The following is a 17,991-nucleotide window of genomic DNA, read 5'->3' on the forward strand; positions in this document are numbered from 1 at the left end:
CTGCCATGGGATTGCGAAAGCGCCGGACTTCTATGTGACCGGCCGGTCAATGTTTGCCCGGCGAAAGCGTGTCACACGTACTGCGGCTCCGCTCACCTCGGGTTGTGCCGCCTGGCCCCTATGGATGAGGAAGAGTCCCCTATGCCCGAAAATCACAACAACTCCGTCGACACCGAAAACACCCCGGCCGACGTCGAGACCCAGACCACCGAGACTGAAGCCGCCGCTACGCCGGCCGCCGAAACCGCCCCCGAAGCCGCATCGGCCCAGGCCCCCGCCGGTGACGACGAGGAAGGCGTCCGCTTCGTCGATCTCGGCATCGACGCCCGCGTGCTCGCCGCCCTGCAGGACGTCGGCTACGAAAAGCCGTCCCCGATCCAGGCAGCCACCATTCCGCTGCTGCTCGAAGGCCGCGACGTCGTGGGCCTGGCCCAGACCGGTACCGGCAAGACTGCAGCATTCGCAGTGCCGGCCCTGTCCCGGCTGGCCGAACTCCACGACCTGAACGGCCCGTCCCGCAAGACCCAGGCCCTGGTCCTGGCCCCGACCCGCGAGCTCGCGCTGCAGGTCGCCGAGGCCTTCACCTCCTACGCCAAGCACATCGACGACTTCACCGTCCTCCCGGTCTACGGCGGCTCCGCCTACGGCCCGCAGCTGGCCGGCCTGCGCCGCGGCGCCCAGGTGGTTGTCGGTACCCCCGGCCGCGTGATCGACCACATCGCCAAGGGTTCCCTGGACCTGTCCGAACTCCAGTACCTGGTGCTGGATGAGGCCGACGAGATGCTGCGCATGGGCTTCGCCGATGACGTGGAGCAGATCTTCCAGCAGACCCCCGAGGGCCGCCAGGTCGCCCTGTTCTCCGCCACCATGCCGGGCCAGATCCGCCGGATGTCCAAGCAGTACCTGAACAACCCGGCCGAGGTGCAGGTCAAGTCCAAGACCACCACCGGCGCCAACACCCGCCAGCGTTACCTGCAGGTCATGGGCCCGCACAAGCTCGACGCCATGACCCGCATCCTCGAGGTCGAAGAGTTCGACGGCGTCATTGCCTTCGTGCGCACCAAGATGGCCACCGAGGACCTGGCCGACAAGCTGCGTGCCCGCGGCTTCCAGGCTGCCGCCATCAACGGTGACATCCCGCAGCAGCAGCGTGAACGCACCGTCGACGCGCTCAAGGAAGGCCGGATCGACATCCTGGTCGCCACCGACGTCGCGGCCCGCGGCCTCGACGTGGAGCGCATCAGCCACGTCATCAACTACGACATCCCGCACGACACCGAGTCCTACGTGCACCGGATCGGCCGCACCGGCCGTGCAGGCCGCTCGGGCGAGGCCATCCTGTTCATGACGCCGCGCGAGAAGTACCTGCTGCGGTCGATCGAAAAGGCCACCCGCCAGCCGGTCGAGCAGATGCACCTGCCCACCGCCGAGACGGTCAACACCCTGCGCCTGGGCAAGTTCGCGGACAAGATCACCGAAACCCTGGCGTCCGAGGACGTCGCGGCGTTCCGTGACCTGATCTCCTCCTACGAGGAAGAGCACAACGTGCCGGCCGCCGAGATCGCCGCCGCGCTGGCTGTCATGGCGCAGGGCGGCCAGCCGCTCCTGGTCAAGGAACTGCCCGCGGCTCCGGAGTACCAGAAGCGCGAGCGCTCCAAGGACGGCTTCGGCTCCCGCGGCCCGTCCCGCCAGCTGACCGAGGGCAACGCCACCTACCGGATCGCCGTCGGACGCCGCCAGCGCGTCATGCCGGGCTCCATCGTTGGCGCCATCGCCAACGAAGGCGGCATCTCCTCGGCCCAGATCGGCGGCATCGACATCCGCTCGGACCACTCCCTGGTGGAGCTCCCGGCCGACCTGAGCCCCGAGCAGCTGCGCGCCCTGTCCCGCACCCGGATCGGCGGCGAGCTGATCCACTTGGAGCTGGACAACGGCCGCAAGCCCTCCGGCGACCGCGGCGCGTACCAGGGCAACCGTGGCGGCGACCGGGGCGAGCGCGGCGGTTACTCCGGCGGCAGCGGCAACTTCAAGGGCAGCGGCGGCTTCAAGCGTGAGTTCCGCAAGCACGACGGCGAGCGTTCCTCCGCTGACCGCGGCGGCCGCTCCTACAGCGACCGGGGCGAGCGCGGCGTTGGCTCCGACACCCGCAAGCCCCGCCACGAGGGTGGCTTCAAGCCCCGCAACAAGTGGTAACCAGCAGCACCTAGGCTAAAAAGGTCGGGCCGGCTCAGCTTTGAGCCGGCCCGTCCTGCGTTTAAGGCTCCGCATCTGGTGCCGGAACCGAGGCGGCCGGGGTGGCGCTCCGCCCCGGCCAGGCCGGGCTGCATGGCGCCGGAAGTCGGCTTCGTCACATCCGTCGGTCGGGCGCCCGCGAAGCAGCCCGGCGGGGCCCTTCGGACGCCCCGGAACCCGCGGAAAGTCAGGGATTTTCCGGCGGACGCCGGGGGACCCCGGCCGATTTGTTGGGAGCCGAATCTTCCGGTAGAGTATTTACTCGTTGCCCCCCTAGCTCAGTGGTAGAGCGCGTTCTTGGTAAGAACGAGGTCACCGGATCGATTCCGGTGGGGGGCTCTGAATGAGGGCCTGCGTCAAGGCGGTTTGACCGGCTTGACGCAGGTTTTTCTCATTCGTGGCGGTGTAGCTCAGTTGGTTAGAGCGCACGACTCATAATCGTGAGGTCGGGAGATCGAGCCTCCCCACCGCTACCAGATAAGACCCCCGGAATTCGCGAGTTTCCGGGGGTCTTTCTGATTATAGCCACCGGGTCGGATAATGGGCCGATTCTTCCCGAAAGAATCACTGTCTCTCTGAGCAGTCAATCGACGATGGTGAGGACGCGGATAGCTCGTTCAAGGAGACCCGCAGCGACCGCCTCAAGCGCCGCCTGATGGTCGGCCTTGGTGTCCTTGGGCGAGGGAACCTGGCGGACAACGTCATCACGCCCAACACTCACGATGCCGCCCCAGCCCTCGGCCTCGGAGTCTAGGACAGACACCATGCCGTTAGACCATCCCCTGTCGCTCTTTTGCCGGTTGACAGACGCACTCAGGATGAAAGTCTTCACCCCTCCCGATGGCTGCCTTATCGGGGCGTGAATGATTTGCGTTAGGTACACGCCGTCCCGTTGTCGATCGAACTGGGTGTCCACGACCTTATATGCGCTCATCCGTTCATGTTCTCACCCTCCTTTTCGGCAGGACGGAACGCGGTCCGATCGGGCCGTGAAAACCCCGGCACGTGAGAGAGCAAACGGGCGGGCGGCGGCGCCGGGGGTGCGGGGCCGGCACGCTTGGGACAGAATGGGACGATGACAAAAATCGCGATCATCGGCGGCCACGGCAAAGTGGCTCTGGAACTCTCCGCCATCCTCTCCCAGGACGGGGCCGAGGTGACGTCCATCATCCGCAACCCGGACCACCGCGATGACGTCGCCTCCACCGGCGCCGCGCCGCTGGTGCTGGATGTCGAAAAGGCGACGACGGCGGAGCTCGCCCAGGCGCTCACGGGCCACGACGCCGTCGTCTGGTCCGCCGGCGCGGGCGGCGGCAGCCCGGAACGCACCTACGCCGTGGATCGGGACGCTGCCATCCGGTCGATGGACGCGGCCGGCCAGGCCGGAGTCCGCCGCTACGTCATGGTGTCCTACCTGGGCGCGGGGCCGGACCACGGCGTCCCGGAGGACAACAGTTTCCACGCCTACGCGGAGGCCAAGGCGGCTGCCGACGCCCACCTCCGGTCGAGCGGCCTGGAGTGGACCATCCTGGGCCCGGGAGCCCTGACCGACGGCCCGGGCAACGGGCTGCTCGACGTCAACCCCTCGGACACCTCGGACGGCACCAACACCTCGCGTTCGAACGTGGCTCGCGTCGCCGCCGCGGTGCTCGGCATGCCGGAGACGGCCGGGCGCACCATCGAGTTCCGGGACGGGACCCTGCCGCTGGCCGCGGCCCTGGAGAGTTCCGACTGAACCCAATAAAAAAGCCGCGGCCGGTCCCACGGGGGACCGGCCGCGGCTTTTTATTGCGGCGTTAGGGTTTGACCACGCTGCCCTGCGCGGCAGACCACTCGATCGTTCCGTTCTGGAATCGCTGGCTGCAGGCGGTGTTGGCCGAATCGCAGCTCTCCGCTCCCGCAGGATAGCCCAGCCGTCCCTTTTCGTAGCCGAGGCTGCCCCACGTCGCGCGAATCGGGCCCCAAGTGGCGTAGGCGCCGGTGGCGGGGGACCAGTGGATGGTGCCGCCCTGGAAGGACTGGTAGCAGCCGCCGTTGATCAGGCCGCAGGCCTCCTTGCCGGTGGGGTAGCCGAGCTTGCCCTTTTCGTAGTCGAGGCTGCCCCACGTCGCGCGAATCGGGCCCCAGGTGGCGTAGGCGCCGGTGGCTGGGGACCAGTGGATGGTGCCGCCCTGGAAGGACTGGTAGCAGCCGCCGTTGATCAGGCCGCAGGTCTCCTTGCCGGTGGGGTAGCCGAGGCTGGGGACCAGTGGATGGTGCCGCCCTGGAAGGACTGGTAGCAGCCGCCGTTGATCAGGCCGCAGGTCTCCTTGCCGGTGGGGTAGCCGAGCTTGCCCCTTTCGTATCCCAGGCTCCCCCAGGCGGACCGGATGCCGCCCCACGTGGCGACGGCGCCGGTGGCGGGGGACCAGTGAACCGTGCCGCCCTGGAAGGACTGGTAGCAGCCGCCGTTGATCAGGCCGCAGGTCTCCTTGCCGGAGGGGTAGCCGAGCTTGCCCCTTTCGTATCCCAGGCTCCCCCATGCGGCCCGGATCGCTCCAACCGTTGCGTTGGCGCCGCTCGCGGCGGACCAGTGGATGGTGCCGCCCTGGTAGGACTGGTAGCAGCCGCCGTTGATCAGGCCGCAGGTCTCCTTGCCGGTGGGGTAGCCGAGTTTGCCCCTTTCGTATCCGAGGCCTGCCCACGTGGACCGGATGCCGCCCCACGTGGCGAATGCGCCGCTCGCGGGGGACCAGTGAACCGTGCCGCCCTGGAAGGCCTGGTAGCAGCCGCCATTGATCAGACCGCAGGTCTCGTTGGCGATCGGGTACCCCAGCTTCCCGTTCTCGTAGCCGCTGTCTCCCCACGCCACGCGGATTGGATCGAACGTGGCGAATGCCCCCGCCCCGGGGGCGTAGTGGATGGTGCCGGCTTGGAAGGCTTGGGAGCAGCCGCCGTTGATCAGGCCGCAGGTCTCCTTGCCGGTGGGGTAGCCGAGYTTGCCYYTTTCGTATCCCAGGCTCCCCCATGCGGCCCGGATCGCTCCAACCGTTGCGTTGGCGCCGGTGGCTGGGGACCAGTGGATGGTGCCGCCCTGGAAGGACTGGTAGCAGCCGCCGTTGATCAGGCCGCAGGTCTCCTTGCCGGWGGGGTAGCCCTGGGGACCAGTGGATGGTGCCGCCCTGGAAGGACTGGTAGCAGCCGCCGTTGATCAGGCCGCAGGTCTCCTTGCCGGWGGGGTAGCCGAGCTTGCCCYTTTCGTATCCCAGGCCTGCCCACGTGGACCGGATGCCGCCCCACGTGGCGAATGCGCCGCTCGCGGGGGACCAGTGAACCGTGCCGCCCTGGAAGTACTGGTAGCAGCCGCCGTTGATCAGGCCGCAGGTCTCCTTGCCCGAGGGGTAGCCGAGTTTGCCTCTTTCGTATCCGAGACTGCCCCATGCGGTCCGGATCGCTCCAACCGTTGCGACGGCGCCGGTGGCCGGAGACCAGTGGACGGAGCCGCTCTGGAAGCTCCGGTAGCAGCCGCCGTTGATCAGGCCGCAGACGACGGCGGAGGTCGCGCTCCCGAGCGCGGGGGTGGCGTCGGCGGTCGCTGCAATGGACCGGCCGACGATCGAGGCTTTGGATTCGACCGTGATCGACGCCGCCGTGGCGGAGATGCCGTCGATGCTGACCCGAGTCCCGGCGTGCGTGGTGAACTTCTCCCCGGCCTGCCAGGCCTGGCGGGGGTTGTAGTAGCCGTCGAAGGGCTTCGAATCGGGCAACAGGATCAGCGAGCCCGCCCCGAACTGCTGGACGATCTTGACACCGCTGTTCAGGTACACGGCCTTGGCCGTGTCGTAGCTGACCGGCAGCCGGAGTTCCAGGAAGTACACCTCGCCACTGACGGCATCCCTGAATTTCACCGCACGACGGGCCGCCGTGCCGGCCCAGGCCGTCAGGGAAATCTTCTTCACGTCGGTGACAGTCCCGGCATCGACAATCTCGTCACCCCGCCCGAACCCGCCGTAGGCCCACAGGGTGGAGCTGATAGCCGGCTGCATCGTCTGCGAGACGCCCATCAGGTCCAGGCTGTCCCCGTATTCACGGATGTAACAGCTGCGGTCAGCGAAGGTTCCGTCCGAGTTCGTGGCGACGTCCTGGGCACCGCTGCCGCATTGCAGGCTGTTGGCGTGCATCAGGCCCAGGACATGGCCGAACTCGTGGGTCAGGACGCTGTTGGTCAGCGATGCCGGCAGCGGCATGATGACCTTTCCGCTGGTCCCGTCATAGCTCCAGCCGGCGCCATACGCGCCCGCGGAGAGCGTGGGCGTGGAAACGAATACGACGAGGGCCGTGTAGGGGCTCGGAGACCAGCCGATCTCATTGGTGATCGTGGTCATCATGCTCGCGTAGCTCTGGGTCGAGGTCGCCTTGCTGTTGCGCGCTTCCACTTTCGACACCGTCATCGACAGGCGACCGTTGGACATGGTCTTCCAGTAGTTGCTGCTGGTCGTGATCGAAGCCCTGGCGGCTGATTCCGAAATGGTGGCCTTGTTGTCGGCCAGTTGTACTAGGACCAGCCGAACCTTGATGTCGCCGGAGCGGGCCAGCGAGTAGGACTCCGTGGTGAGGGACCGCGCCTCGGCGCCGGCGGGTGCGCCCTTCTTGCCCGCCGGGGGCGGGTTCTCGAACGTGTGGGCGATCACCGGAGACTGGCCGTCCTCTACCGGCAGCGACTCAATCGTGGTCAGCGGCGCCTCGGCCGTGGCGGAAGGGCTCGGGGCCGGCTGGTCCTCAGTCGGCTGGAGCGTGGTGCTGGGAGCCGAGGTGGCAGTGGGCGACGTCGGAATGGGCGTGGCCGTCGGAGCCTCTGGTGAGGTGGTGGCGGTCGCCGTCGCGACCGGCGTAGGCGCCAGCTCGGCCACAGCCGGCGCGAGGCCGGTCGTCGGGAGCGATGCCAGAGCCAGGGCAACTGCGGCGAACAGCGCAGTCTTCATCCGTAGAGAGTTCACTTTTTTCTTTCATGAGACCGCCGCCCAGCCGGGGTCCGGCTGAACGGCCGCAAGAGACCAAAGAGTGAGGTCAGTCTACGGATGGCACGCTGCAATAAAAGGAAACCTGCGTCAAACTTTCGACTTGGGTATCGAATCGTTGCCGAATCTTGAGGATCAGCTCCTGCCGAGGACGTCGGCTCCGGACAGCGGTCAGCCGGCCAGTTCCAGCTCCAGGGCGTTGGCCTCAACGTAGTCCAGGGCGTGCCGGACGGCGCCCACCGTCACGATCCGGTCGCCCAGCGGCGAGACCGTCACCAGCGGGGGAGTGGCGGTGAACCGTGGCAGGGCGGCGGTGATGCCCGGGATGAGCGCTCCGGCCGAGTCGGCGACGGCCCCGCCAATCACCACCTGCTCGGGGTTGAGCAGGCTGGCGACCGCGGCGACGACCCGGGCCATCCGTTCCGCGAGGCGGTTCAGGATCGCCCGGGCGGCGGCGTCCCCGGCTGCCGCGTCCTCGAAGACCTGGCGGGCATCTGCAACGCCGCCGGCTGCCGGCCCACCACCGGCGGCCTGCCACCGCCGGGCCAGGCTGGCGATTCCCTCGCTGGAACCGACGCCCTCCACCATGTCCAGGAAGCCCATCTCCCCGGCGCCGCCGCTGCTGCCGTGCAGCAGCCGGCCCGACTCCAGCACCCCGGCGCCGAGGCGCTCGCCGGCCAGGATCACCACAAGGTCATCGACGCCGGCGCCGGATCCGCGCCAGCGTTCACCGAGGGCGGCCAGGTTGGCATCATTTTCGAGCAGGACGGTCCAGCCGTGGAGGTCCTGCAGCGCGGCGCGCAGCCCGACGTCGAACAGGCTCCAGAAGTGCTGGGAGGCCAACACGTTCCCACGGCGGTCCACCGGGGCGGCGATGCCGGCGCCGACGGCGAGGACCTTCCCTGCCGGTTCGCCCGCGGCCGCGAGGGCCTGCCGGCAGGTGCGGTCCACCACGCTGACCCGCTCCGCGGCGGGGATGTCCGCGGCGCGGAAGCTGCCGCTCGCCCGGGCCAGGACGGTCCCGCGCAAGTCGGCCACCGCCGTCGTCGTGGTGGCCGCCCCGATATCGATCCCGAGCACGACGCCGGCCCGGGCCTGCAGTTCAAAGCGCCGGGCCGGCCGTCCCTTCTGCGGGCTGGCGGCGGGGGAGTCCCTGCGGGGCGCGTCGAGTTCGCGGATCCAGCCGCGGCGGATTAGGTCCTCGCAGACGGCGATCACCGAGGCCCGCGTCAGCCCGGTCCGGGCCATCAGTTCCGTCCCGGTCGCGACGTCGGTTCCGCGGATGGCGGCCAGCACGGCCTGGGCGTTCACCCGGCGCAGCAGCTGGGGGGTGGCGGCGGCCTGCGGCTTCGGAATCTTGACCTCCCGATGACTGCGGACCCATAATTGATCCGGCAATAGATTTAGCTTCTATCTAAATTAGCAGATTCCGGTCCGCCGGGATCCGCCGCTGTCCGAAACGCTCCCGGCCCCAAAGGATGCACACCTTGTCCAACACCGCCACGCTGGCAACCCTGTCCGGTTCCGACCTCGCCGCCGACCCGAACTGGTGGCGCCAGGCGTCCGTGTACCAGATCTACCCGCGCAGCTTCTCCGACTCGAACGGCGACGGCCTCGGCGACATCAAGGGCATCACCGCCAAGGTCCCGTACCTGAAGGAACTCGGGATTGACGCCGTCTGGCTCTCCCCGTTCTACCCCTCGGCCCTCGCCGACGGAGGCTACGACGTCGACGACTACCGCGACGTGGACCCGAAGCTGGGCACGCTGGCGGACTTCGACGAGATGTCCAAGGCGCTGCACGCCGCCGGCATCAAGCTCATCGCGGACATCGTTCCCAACCACTCCTCCAACCGGCACGAATGGTTCAAGGAAGCCCTCGCGTCCCCGCGCGGCTCGGCAGCCCGCGACCGCTACATCTTCCGTGACGGGAAGGGTGAAAACGGCGAAATCCCGCCCTCGGACTGGGAGTCCGTCTTCGGCGGGCCGGCGTGGGAACGCATCACCGAACCCGACGGCACCCCCGGCCAGTGGTACATGCACATCTTCGCGAAGGAACAGCCCGACCTGAACTGGGCCAACCGCGAAATCCGCGACGACTTCCTCAAGACGCTGCGCTTCTGGTCAGACCGCGGCGTGGACGGCTTCCGCGTGGACGTCGCGCACGCCCTGACCAAGGACCTGACCGAGCCGCTTCTGTCCAGGGTCGAGCTCAGCGAGGCCGGAACCGGTGCCGACGGCCACGTTGACGGCTCGCACCCGTTCTGGGACCGCGACGAAGTGCACGAGATCTACGTCGAGTGGCGCGAGGTCTTCAACGAATACAACCCGCCGCGCACCGCCGTCGCCGAGGCCTGGGTCCACGCCTCCCGCCGCGCCCGCTACGCCAGCCCGGAGGGGCTGGGCCAGGCGTTCAACTTCGACCTGCTGCAGGCCGACTTCGACGCCGAGGAGTTCCGCGAGATCATCACCCGCAACCTCGCCGAGGCCACCGAATCCGGCGCCTCCTCCACCTGGGTCTTCTCCAACCACGACGTCGTCCGGCACGCCACCCGCTACGGCCTGCCCAAGGGCGGCGGCAAACACGCCAAGGGCCAGGACGGCAAGGGCTGGCTGCTCGCCGGCGCCCCGGCCGAGGAACTCGACGTCGACCTGGGCCTGCGCCGCGCCCGCGCCGCGACCCTGCTGATGCTGGCGCTGCCCGGCTCGGCCTACCTGTACCAGGGTGAGGAACTGGGACTGCAGGAAGTCGCCCAGATCCCGGACTCCGAACGCCAGGACCCGACCTTTTTCCGCAACAAGGGCGTCGAAATCGGCCGCGACGGCTGCCGCGTCCCGCTGCCGTGGGCGCCGGAAGGCTCCTCCTTCGGCTTCGGCGACGGCGGCGCCCACCTGCCGCAGCCGGCCTGGTTCAGCGGCTACGCCGTGGCTGCCCAGGACGGCGTCGACGGCTCCACCCTGGAGTTCTACCGCAAGGCCCTCAAGCTGCGCCGCGAGCTGCAAACCTCCGAGGAGCTGGAATGGGTCGAGTCCGGCCACGCCGACGTGCTGCACTTCCGCCGCCACGGCGGCTGGCAGTCGGTGACCAACTTCGGCGACAGCCCCGTCGAGCTGCCGGCCGGCGAGGTGCTGATCAGCAGCGGACCGCTGGCGGGCAACCAGCTGCCGGGCAACACCACTGTTTGGCTGCGGTGACGCTCCCCGCGGAGCACCAGCCCGGCATGGGACAGGAGCTGATCTACGGCTGCATGGGCCTGGGCGGCAGCTGGTCCGCGGAGCCGTACTCGTCCGCCCAGGTGGACGAGGCGGCTGCCGCGGTTGACGCCGCCCTGGCCGCAGGCATCACGCTCTTTGACCACGCGGACATCTACCGTCACGGCAAGGCCGAGGCGGTCTTCGGCGAGGTCCTGGCGCAGACCCCCGGACTGCGTGAGCGGATCCGGCTGCAGACCAAGTGCGGGATCCGGCTGGGCGAGGAGGGCCTCGACGCGTTCTACGACCTGAGCCGCGACTCGATCCTGGACCGGGTCAACGGAAGCCTCGCCCGGCTGCGGACCGACTACGTCGACGTTCTCATGCTGCACCGCCCGGATCCGTTGCTGGACCCGGCGGAGGTGGCGTCCGCCGTCGGCCAGCTCCTGGCCGAGGGCAAGATCCGCGCCGTGGGCGTCTCCAACATGTCGGCGCCGCAAATTGACCTGCTGCAGGACCGACTGGAAACTCCGGTGGTGGCCAACCAGCTGGAGATGAGCCTGTCCGCCCGGGCCTGGTTGGAAAGCACTGTGCTGGTCAACCACGCCGAAGGCACGGACTACAGCTTCCCGCACGGCACGGTGGAGCACTGCGTCCGGCGCGGCATCAGCCTCCAGGCCTACGGGGCGCTCTCCCGCGGCCTGTACACGGGCGCGCCTGCCGCGGACCCGAGCGCCGCCGAGACGGCCACCACCGCGCTGGTGGCCGCGATGGCGGCGGCGAAGGGCACCACCGGCGAAGCCGTCCTGCTGGGCTGGCTGATGAAGCACCCGGCCGGGATTGCACCGGTCATCGGCACCGCCAACCCCGACCGGATCCGGGCCTGTGCCGGCGCCGCCGAGGTGGCCGCCGGCATGACCCGGGCCGAGTGGTACCGGCTCTGGATCACGGCGCGCGGCAGCAACATCCCCTAGCGCCGCCCGGACGGGGTGATTTTGGTCGTATTGGTCGCCCCGATCCGGAGCAATACTTGGCAGCTGACCTGTCCGGGCGGCTAGCGTAGAGTCATGACGTCTACCACCACCGCCGGGATTGTCCGGCCCCAACGCAACGTCCCGGCTGAAATTGCCCGCTCCTGGCTGCTGGTCAACGCCATGAAGCCGGAACTCTTCGGCCCGTCGGCGGAGTCCCGCGCGGACGCCATCATCCTCGACATCGAAGACGCGGTGGACCCCTCGCAGAAGGACGCAGCCCGCGAGCACGTCGTGGACTGGCTGACCGCCGGCGGCAGCGCCTGGGTCCGGATCAACGACGCCACGAGCCCGTTCTGGGCAGATGACCTTGCCGGGCTCCGCGGTACCCCGGGCCTGCTGGGCGTCATGCTGGCCAAGACCGAGTCCGCCGACCAGGTCACCGAGAGCTTCCACCGCATGGACGGCAAGACCCCGGTCATCCCGCTGGTCGAGTCCGCCGTCGGCATTGAGGAAGCAAACAACATCGCCAAGGCCCAGGGCGCGTTCCGGCTGGCCTTCGGCTCCGGTGATTTCCGCCGCGACACCGGTATGGCCGCGACCCCGGAAGCCATGGCTTACCCGCGGGCCAAACTCGTCGTCGCCAGCCGGGTGGGCAACCTGCCGGGCCCGATCGACGGCCCCACGGTCGGCACCAACCACCCGATCCTGCGCGAACAGACCGGGATCACCGTGATGATGGGCATGACCGGCAAACTCTGCCTCGCGATTGACCAGACCCCGGTCATCAACGAGGTCATCAGCCCGACGCCGTCCGACGTTGCCTGGGCCACGGACTTCATGGCCGATTTCGAGGCCAACGGCCGGGTCATCCGGGACGGCTCCGACCTGCCGCGCCTGGGCCGCGCGGAGAAGATCATGAAGCTCGCGGTAGCCTTTGGGGTGCAGCCGGCCCTGTAGCCGGATCCAGCCCCCAGCGAGGAGACCCCGTGACCGATGCCCGCCATCTGGTGCACGGGGTCTTTTGGGATGGCCCCGCGCCCGCCGGGACGGCAGCGTCGGAGACCGGCCGCGTGGCGCTGCGGCTGCAGGATCCCGCGGGCGCCGTGACGGACGTGGCGCTCGACGCCGGGACCCGGCTGGGTTTCCGGGTCGCCGCCGCGGGGCGGTACTGCCTCGGCCGCCACCGGGTCCACGGCCCGGCCGAGCGTGACCACCTCAGCTGCCCGGACCGGGCGCCGGCCGTGCGCGGCACGCAGTGCGGGCCCTGCTTCGCCGTCGACGACTCCCGCCTGATCCACGACTTCCACCGCGGCGGACGCGTTCCGCCCGGGCTGCGCGCCTAACTGATGCAGCCGCACTGGCTCTATGTCGCGACCTTCGCCAACGGCGCCAGCAAGATCGGCACAGCCGCCGACCTGCGCAAGTGGAACCGGCTGGCGGAGCAGGGCGCGGTCACCGCCCGGTACGTCGCCCGGGCCGCCGACGGCCGGGTGGTCCGGATCCTGGAGGACCAGGTCACCCGCGATGCCGGGCTGCCGCAGCAGATCCGCTCGGCCGCGAAGGCCGCCGCGCTCACCGCGCCGCCGCCGGAGACCACCCTGGAGGCCCTGAACGCCCGGGCCGCCGCGGCGGTCCGGGAGTTGCTGGCCCGCGCCGGCGGTGACGGCTTCGACGTCGTGGATGAGCAATGGCAGCGGCCTGCGCCCCGTCCCTCCGGCACGCGTACCCGCACGACCTCGACACGGGAGCCCACGGTTTTCGGATCGGCGCGTTGAGCGGAAGCATCGCGTTGGCCCGGCTCGACGGGGCCGACCTCGACTTCATCGTCAACCTCGGCCTGCTGAAAGCCAGGTGGATCAACCTCGGCGACTACGGCGCCGAGGTCCCGGCCGTCCAGGAGGCGCTGTTCTGAACCCCGGTAGACTGGCTGGGTGCTGAACGAATTCTGGGCTACCGCGTCAACCACCTACAAGGTGCTCGTTTTCAGCGCCATGGGGCTGATCGCCGCCGGGATCGTCCTGAACCTGGTCGGCAACAACACCGGCAACCGCGGCCTGGCCCTGGCGTCCCTGGCTGTGATCGGCCTCGGTCTGGTCCTGCATATCGCCGGGATCGTGGTCCGCGGCCAGACGATCCGGAAAAACCTCAAGCGGTAGCGGCCGCGTTTCGCAGCACGTGGCTGCGCGCGTGCTCCACAGCGTCCGGCAGGGTATCGAACAGGTGCTTGTGGTGCCGCAGTGACCGGATCACGCCGACATTGGTCACCAGGTCCAGATGCTGCGGCTGGACGCCCTTAAGCAGCACCGTGACGCCGCGCAGTTCCAGCGCCGAGATGACGTCCACCAGTGTGTGCGCCCCGGTCGCGTCGAGCATTCGGACCTGCGAGAGACGGATAATCGCGACCTGGATGTCCTTGACCTGGCTAATCTCCTGAAGGACCCGCTCCGCTGCTCCGAAGAACATGGCACCGTCCAGCCGGAGGACGGCAATGTGCGCGTCACCAGGAGCCGCCGGTCCCGGGATGTCTTCGCGCTGCACCCCGCTCAGCGAGGCGAACTTCCGCAACGTGAACACGGCCGCCGCGACCAGCCCGATCTCGATCGCCACGATCAGGTCGAACGCGACAGTGATCAGCGCTGTCAGGACAAAGACGAAGGCGTCGGCGCGGGTGGAGCGCAGCACCGCCGCCACGGTCTGCCGCGAGACCATGCGGGTCGCCGTGACCATCAGGATCCCGGCCAGGGCCGCCAGCGGTATCCGGCCCACCAGGCCGGCCGCGACGTAGATGATGGCCAACAGCACCAGGGCATGGACCACCGCCGCCAGCCGGGTCTTCGCTCCGGAGCGGACGTTGACGGCGGTCCGGGCGATGGCGCCCGTGGCCGGCATGCCGCCGAAGAAGCCCGCCGCCACCGACGCCAGGCCCTGGCCGGTAAGTTCGCGGTCCGGGCTGTAAGCGCCGGTGGGCCGGCCGTCCGGGCCGACCATCCCGGCTGCCACCCGGGCCGAGAGTAAGGATTCGATGGCCGCGAGCGCGGCGATGGACACCGCCGGCATGAACAGGGCGCCCAGGGACGCAGGGTCCAGTGCCGGCAACGAAGGTGCAGCAAGGGAGTGCGGCAGGGCGCCGATCCGCGGAATGGGCAGGTCCAGGATTTCGGCGGCCACGGTGGCCAGCAGCACCGCGGCCAGGCTGGCCGGGATGGCTTTGTTTAGCCGGGGCAACAACAACATCACCGCGGCGACACCCGCCACGACGGCCAAGGTCTGCAGCACAGCGGGCGCCGTGGCTTTGGCGGCGCTCTCGATGGCGGCCAGCACGGTGTTGTGGCCCGGCACCCCCGTCGTGCCGGTGGCCATGGGCACCTGCTGCAGGAAAATGATGGTGGCGATGCCGAGGGTGAAGCCCTCCACGACCGGCCACGGGATGAACGCGACGGCCCGGCCCAGGCCGCTGATGCCGAGGACGATGACGAGGAGCCCGGCCAGCACGGAGACCAGAGCGATGCTGCCGACGCCGTGCGTGGCGACCACGGGGGCCAGAACCACCACCATGGCTCCGGTGGGCCCTGACACCTGCACGTGTGATCCCCCCATGACGGCGGCCACCAGCCCGGCGACCACCGCGGTGATGAGCCCGGCCTCCGCGCCGACGCCGGAACTCACGCCGAAGGCGAGGGCCAGCGGCAGGGCAACGATGCCCACGGTGATGCCGGAGAGCAGATCCGTCCGCCACGAGCCGCGCAGCCCGTCGTAGTCACGGCGGGAGGGCAGGAAGCGGCTGAACCGGCCGCGGGTGCCGGGGGTAGCCGTCGCGGCGGTCATGACGCGGAACCTTGGAGCGGCGCGGCCGGCAGCTCCTGCGCCAGCCGGAGCTGTTCGCTGGAATCCGCCAGGCTGTCCAGCAGGAAGATCCGGGCGATGGCGAGCAGCTCGGCAATTTTCGGGTGGGCCAGCCGGTACGTCACGGCGTTGGCCGTCCGCACCGAGGTCACCACACCGTGCCGGCGCAGAGTGGCCAGATGCTGGGACAGGTGGGAGGCTTCCAGCCCGGTCTCCGCCAGCAGGTGGCTGACCGGGGCGGCGGTGTCCGGGGCGGCTGCCAGTAGTTCCAGCACCCTGATCCGAGCGGGGTGGGCCAGGGCCTTGAACAGGTTGGCCTTGATCTCGTACAAGGGGGTCTGCGCGGCGGAAATCACGGCGGTCCTGCCCTCTCCTGGCTGGCTGCCCGGCGGCAACCGGGCAGCGGATTTATGAATTGATGGTTCCATCATATCGCGTGGATGCAAGGGCCCGTGGGCGGCGTAACGGGGGAATGCCGCCCCGGGGCAGGGCGCTAGGCTGGAGCCATGACTATCAATCCGGATCTGCAGGGCCGAACCTACCCTGCCGCAGAGGTGTATGACGTCGGCCGCGAGAAGATCCGCGAATTCGCCCGCGCGGTCAAGGCCACCCACCCGGCACACTTCGACGTCGACGCCGCCCGGGCCCTGGGCCATGCCGATCTGGTGGCTCCGCCCACCTTCGCGATCATCGTTGCCCAGCGCGCGGACGCGCAGCTGATCGAGGACCCGGAGTCCGGCATTGACTTCTCCCGCGTGGTCCACGCCGACCAGCGGTTCGTCCACCACCGCCCGATCACCGCGGGGGACCGGCTCGTCGCCGAACTGCACGTCGACGGCGTCCGCGCCATGGGAGGCGGCGCCATGATCACCACGCGGTCCGAAATCTACGCCCTCACCGGCGACGCACGCGACGGCGGCGGGCAGCGCGACGCCGTCGCCACCACCACCTCGTCCATCCTGGTCCGCGGAGAGGGACAGTAGCCATGAAACCCACCCTTGCAGAGCTCACCGTCGGTCAGGACCTCGGCAGCCGCCGCATCGAGGTCACCCGCACGGACCTCGTCAAATACGCCGGCGCCTCCGGCGACTTCAACCCGATCCACTGGAACGAGGCGTTCGCCACCGGCGTCGGGCTGCCCGGGGTGATCGCGCACGGCATGTTAACCATGGGCGCCGCCGTCCAGCTGGTCACCGACTGGGCCGGGGACCCGGCCGCCGTCGTGGACTTCCAGACCCGCTTCAGCAAGCCGGTCCCGGTGGCCGACACCACCGGCACCCCGGATGCCGGCGCCGTGATCGAGGTCAGCGCCGCGGTCGGTATGCTCGACGCCGATGCCGGCACCGCCCGCGTGGACCTCACGGTCGTCTCGGGCGGCCAGAAGGTCCTGATGAAGGCCCAGGCCGTCGTCAGGCTGGCCTGATTCCGTGACGCTGCAGTGAAGGTCCGCGCCTTCCCGTCGGCGGAGGTCACCCGCTGGCGCAACGCCGTCGTGGCCGCCTACGCCTTCAGCGGGATCGCCTTTGCCAGCTGGGTGTCCCGGTTGCCGGCCATCCGGGATGGACTCGACCTCACCCCGGGCAACGTCGGGCTGCTGCTGCTGTGCATGACGCTGGGTTCCTTCGTCTCCGTATCCGCCTCGGGGCTGATCGTGCTGCGGTTCGGCTCCAAGCAGACCATCCGGATCGGCAGCATCATGGTGGGCGCCGGACTGGTGCTCGCCGGGTTCGGCACCTCCGTGCTGGTCAATCCGCTCGCGGTGGCGGCGGGCCTCGCCGTCGTCGGGCTCGGCACGGCGAGCTGGAACACCGCGTCCAACGTCGAAGGCGCCGCGGTCGAGCGCGCGGTGCGGCGGCACATCATGCCCCGGCTGCACGGGGCGTTCAGCCTGGGCACCGTCGCCGGCGCCGCGGTGGGTGCCTGGTCCGCCGGGGCAGGGGTTCCGGTCTTCTGGCACCTGGCCGGGATCGGCGTGCTGGTGGCCGGCTCCGTGGCGACCGCCGCTGCCTGGTTCCGTGCCGACATCACACCGGTGGAAGACGCACAGTTCACCCCGTCGGGGACGGATACCTTCGAGGACCCGTCCACCGGGCCGCTGCCGGTTATCAGCCCGGCGGCGCAGGGCACGGCCGAACCGCTGGACAGCAAGCGGCAGATCGCCCAGGCCTGGCGCGACCGCCGCACCCTGCTGCTGGGGGTCCTGGTGCTGGGCCTGGCCCTGGCCGAGGGCGCAGCCGGGGACTGGGTGGCGCTGGCGCTGGCCGACGGGCACGGCCAGTCCGACGCTGCGGGAGCGGCCGGGTACGGGCTCTTCGTCACGTTCATGACCGTGGGCCGTTTCGCCGGCACCGTCGCTCTTGACCGCTTCGGCCGGGTGCCCGTCATGCGCTGGTGCGCCGCGCTCGCCGTGGCCGGTCTGGGCCTGTTCGTCTTCGCACCCGTCCCGTGGCTGGCCTACGTGGCACTGGCGGTGTGGGGCCTTGGCGCGTCGCTGGGCTTCCCGGTGGGGATGTCGGCCGCCGCCGACGACCCGGCAAAGGCGGCCGCCCGCGTTTCCGTGGTCTCCACCATCGGTTACGGCGCGTTCCTGTGCGGGCCTCCGCTGCTGGGCCTGCTGGCCGAACACGTCGGCATCCTGCACTCGCTGCTGGCGGTCATGGTGATGCTGGTGGTCAGTTTCCTGCTCTCGCCGGTGGCCCGCAAGACCGCCTGACCGCGCCGACGCCGGCAGTACAGACGCCGGACAGTGCAGAC

General features: G+C 69.6%; 15 protein-coding genes, 2 tRNA genes and 2 pseudogenes. 12 read left to right on the forward strand and 7 right to left on the reverse strand.

Features of this window, described 5'->3' with window-relative positions:
- The first annotated feature begins 141 nt into the window (after positions 1-141).
- From ASG71_RS05860 to ASG71_RS05870, 3 genes are all read left to right on the forward strand, one after another.
- The gene (locus ASG71_RS05860) at positions 142-2,193 is read left to right on the forward strand and encodes a DEAD/DEAH box helicase (RefSeq protein ID WP_056737750.1); all 2,052 of its coding nucleotides are present in this window, start codon (positions 142-144) and stop codon (positions 2,191-2,193) included.
- 306 nt (positions 2,194-2,499) lie between these two features.
- Positions 2,500-2,571, forward strand: a tRNA-Thr gene (locus ASG71_RS05865).
- Between the two features lie 60 nt (positions 2,572-2,631).
- A tRNA-Met gene (locus ASG71_RS05870) sits at positions 2,632-2,708 on the forward strand.
- Between the two features lie 107 nt (positions 2,709-2,815).
- On the opposite strand, the gene ASG71_RS16575 is transcribed toward ASG71_RS05870, so the two are convergent.
- Positions 2,816-2,998 carry a hypothetical protein gene (locus tag ASG71_RS16575; protein WP_157366243.1) on the reverse strand — a complete coding sequence of 61 codons (183 nt, stop codon included), beginning with the start codon at positions 2,996-2,998 and terminating at the stop codon, positions 2,816-2,818.
- Between the two features lie 309 nt (positions 2,999-3,307).
- Between ASG71_RS16575 and ASG71_RS05880 the strand changes: the two genes are divergently transcribed.
- Positions 3,308-3,967 carry an SDR family oxidoreductase gene (locus tag ASG71_RS05880; protein ID WP_056737752.1) on the forward strand — a complete coding sequence of 220 codons (660 nt, stop codon included), beginning with the start codon at positions 3,308-3,310 and terminating at the stop codon, positions 3,965-3,967.
- A gap of 61 nt (positions 3,968-4,028) precedes the next feature.
- Here the strand turns inward: ASG71_RS05880 and ASG71_RS17160 are convergent, their stop codons facing one another.
- The 4 genes and pseudogenes from ASG71_RS17160 to ASG71_RS05900 form a co-directional block, all read right to left on the reverse strand.
- Entirely contained in the window at positions 4,029-4,535 is a 507-nt protein-coding gene (locus tag ASG71_RS17160) for an LGFP repeat-containing protein (RefSeq protein WP_414826661.1), read from the reverse strand.
- Positions 4,433-5,338 (reverse strand): hypothetical protein, encoded by a 906-nt coding sequence (locus ASG71_RS17165; RefSeq protein ID WP_414826662.1) that lies wholly within the window; start codon positions 5,336-5,338, stop codon positions 4,433-4,435. The genes ASG71_RS17160 and ASG71_RS17165 overlap by 103 nt, the downstream gene beginning before the upstream one ends.
- A gap of 43 nt (positions 5,339-5,381) precedes the next feature.
- Positions 5,382-7,193 (reverse strand): annotated as a pseudogene (locus tag ASG71_RS17170) (M43 family zinc metalloprotease); the annotation flags it as partial.
- Between the two features lie 207 nt (positions 7,194-7,400).
- Positions 7,401-8,627, reverse strand: a complete 1,227-nt coding sequence (locus ASG71_RS05900) for an ROK family protein (protein WP_235563940.1) — start codon at positions 8,625-8,627, stop codon at positions 7,401-7,403.
- An 89-nt stretch (positions 8,628-8,716) separates the two neighbouring features.
- On the opposite strand from ASG71_RS05900, the gene ASG71_RS05905 reads away from it, so the two are divergent.
- The 5 genes and pseudogenes from ASG71_RS05905 (at position 8,717) to ASG71_RS05925 (ending at position 13,550) form a co-directional block, all read left to right on the forward strand.
- Positions 8,717-10,423 (forward strand): glycoside hydrolase family 13 protein, encoded by a 1,707-nt coding sequence (locus ASG71_RS05905; protein WP_056737756.1) that lies wholly within the window; start codon positions 8,717-8,719, stop codon positions 10,421-10,423.
- Positions 10,424-10,449: 26 nt separating this feature from the next.
- Complete coding sequence (locus ASG71_RS05910; protein ID WP_056737757.1) at positions 10,450-11,394, forward strand: aldo/keto reductase; 945 nt, start codon at positions 10,450-10,452, stop codon at positions 11,392-11,394.
- A gap of 93 nt (positions 11,395-11,487) precedes the next feature.
- Entirely contained in the window at positions 11,488-12,351 is an 864-nt protein-coding gene (locus ASG71_RS05915) for an HpcH/HpaI aldolase/citrate lyase family protein (RefSeq protein ID WP_056737758.1), read from the forward strand.
- A 29-nt stretch (positions 12,352-12,380) separates the two neighbouring features.
- Positions 12,381-13,306, forward strand: a pseudogene (locus ASG71_RS17175) (DUF2797 domain-containing protein).
- Positions 13,307-13,325: 19 nt separating this feature from the next.
- Positions 13,326-13,550 carry a DUF3188 domain-containing protein gene (locus tag ASG71_RS05925; protein WP_056737759.1) on the forward strand — a complete coding sequence of 75 codons (225 nt, stop codon included), beginning with the start codon at positions 13,326-13,328 and terminating at the stop codon, positions 13,548-13,550.
- On the opposite strand, the gene ASG71_RS05930 is transcribed toward ASG71_RS05925, so the two are convergent.
- Both ASG71_RS05930 and ASG71_RS05935 read right to left on the reverse strand, forming a co-directional pair.
- Positions 13,540-15,219 carry a SulP family inorganic anion transporter gene (locus ASG71_RS05930; RefSeq protein WP_056737760.1) on the reverse strand — a complete coding sequence of 560 codons (1,680 nt, stop codon included), beginning with the start codon at positions 15,217-15,219 and terminating at the stop codon, positions 13,540-13,542. The genes ASG71_RS05925 and ASG71_RS05930 overlap by 11 nt on opposite strands.
- Positions 15,216-15,593: an ArsR/SmtB family transcription factor gene (locus ASG71_RS05935; protein ID WP_056737761.1), complete on the reverse strand. Its 378-nt coding sequence runs from the start codon at positions 15,591-15,593 to the stop codon at positions 15,216-15,218. The genes ASG71_RS05930 and ASG71_RS05935 overlap by 4 nt, the downstream gene beginning before the upstream one ends.
- A gap of 150 nt (positions 15,594-15,743) precedes the next feature.
- Between ASG71_RS05935 and ASG71_RS05940 the strand changes: the two genes are divergently transcribed.
- The 3 genes from ASG71_RS05940 to ASG71_RS05950 are packed head-to-tail and all read left to right on the forward strand — an operon-like array spanning position 15,744 to position 17,950.
- Positions 15,744-16,220 carry an FAS1-like dehydratase domain-containing protein gene (locus tag ASG71_RS05940; protein ID WP_056737762.1) on the forward strand — a complete coding sequence of 159 codons (477 nt, stop codon included), beginning with the start codon at positions 15,744-15,746 and terminating at the stop codon, positions 16,218-16,220.
- A 2-nt stretch (positions 16,221-16,222) separates the two neighbouring features.
- Positions 16,223-16,660, forward strand: a complete 438-nt coding sequence (locus ASG71_RS05945; RefSeq protein WP_056737763.1) for a MaoC family dehydratase — start codon at positions 16,223-16,225, stop codon at positions 16,658-16,660.
- A 15-nt stretch (positions 16,661-16,675) separates the two neighbouring features.
- Positions 16,676-17,950, forward strand: a complete 1,275-nt coding sequence (locus tag ASG71_RS05950; protein ID WP_056737764.1) for an MFS transporter — start codon at positions 16,676-16,678, stop codon at positions 17,948-17,950.
- Positions 17,951-17,991: the final 41 nt, after the last annotated feature.

Source organism: Arthrobacter sp. Soil763 (assembly GCF_001428365.1).
Classification (GTDB): domain Bacteria; phylum Actinomycetota; class Actinomycetes; order Actinomycetales; family Micrococcaceae; genus Arthrobacter.

Excerpts from the sequence above, each read along its gene's own strand:
- ASG71_RS05860 (WP_056737750.1), top strand. The coding sequence starts at position 142 with ATGCCCGAAAATCACAACAACTCCGTCGACACCGAAAACACCCCGGCC.
- ASG71_RS16575 (WP_157366243.1), bottom strand. The coding sequence starts at position 2,998 with ATGGTGTCTGTCCTAGACTCCGAGGCCGAGGGCTGGGGCGGCATCGTG.
- ASG71_RS05880 (WP_056737752.1), top strand. The coding sequence starts at position 3,308 with ATGACAAAAATCGCGATCATCGGCGGCCACGGCAAAGTGGCTCTGGAA.
- ASG71_RS05910 (WP_056737757.1), top strand. The coding sequence starts at position 10,450 with ATGGGACAGGAGCTGATCTACGGCTGCATGGGCCTGGGCGGCAGCTGG.
- ASG71_RS05915 (WP_056737758.1), top strand. The coding sequence starts at position 11,488 with ATGACGTCTACCACCACCGCCGGGATTGTCCGGCCCCAACGCAACGTC.
- ASG71_RS05930 (WP_056737760.1), bottom strand. The coding sequence starts at position 15,219 with ATGACCGCCGCGACGGCTACCCCCGGCACCCGCGGCCGGTTCAGCCGC.
- ASG71_RS05940 (WP_056737762.1), top strand. The coding sequence starts at position 15,744 with ATGACTATCAATCCGGATCTGCAGGGCCGAACCTACCCTGCCGCAGAG.
- ASG71_RS05945 (WP_056737763.1), top strand. The coding sequence starts at position 16,223 with ATGAAACCCACCCTTGCAGAGCTCACCGTCGGTCAGGACCTCGGCAGC.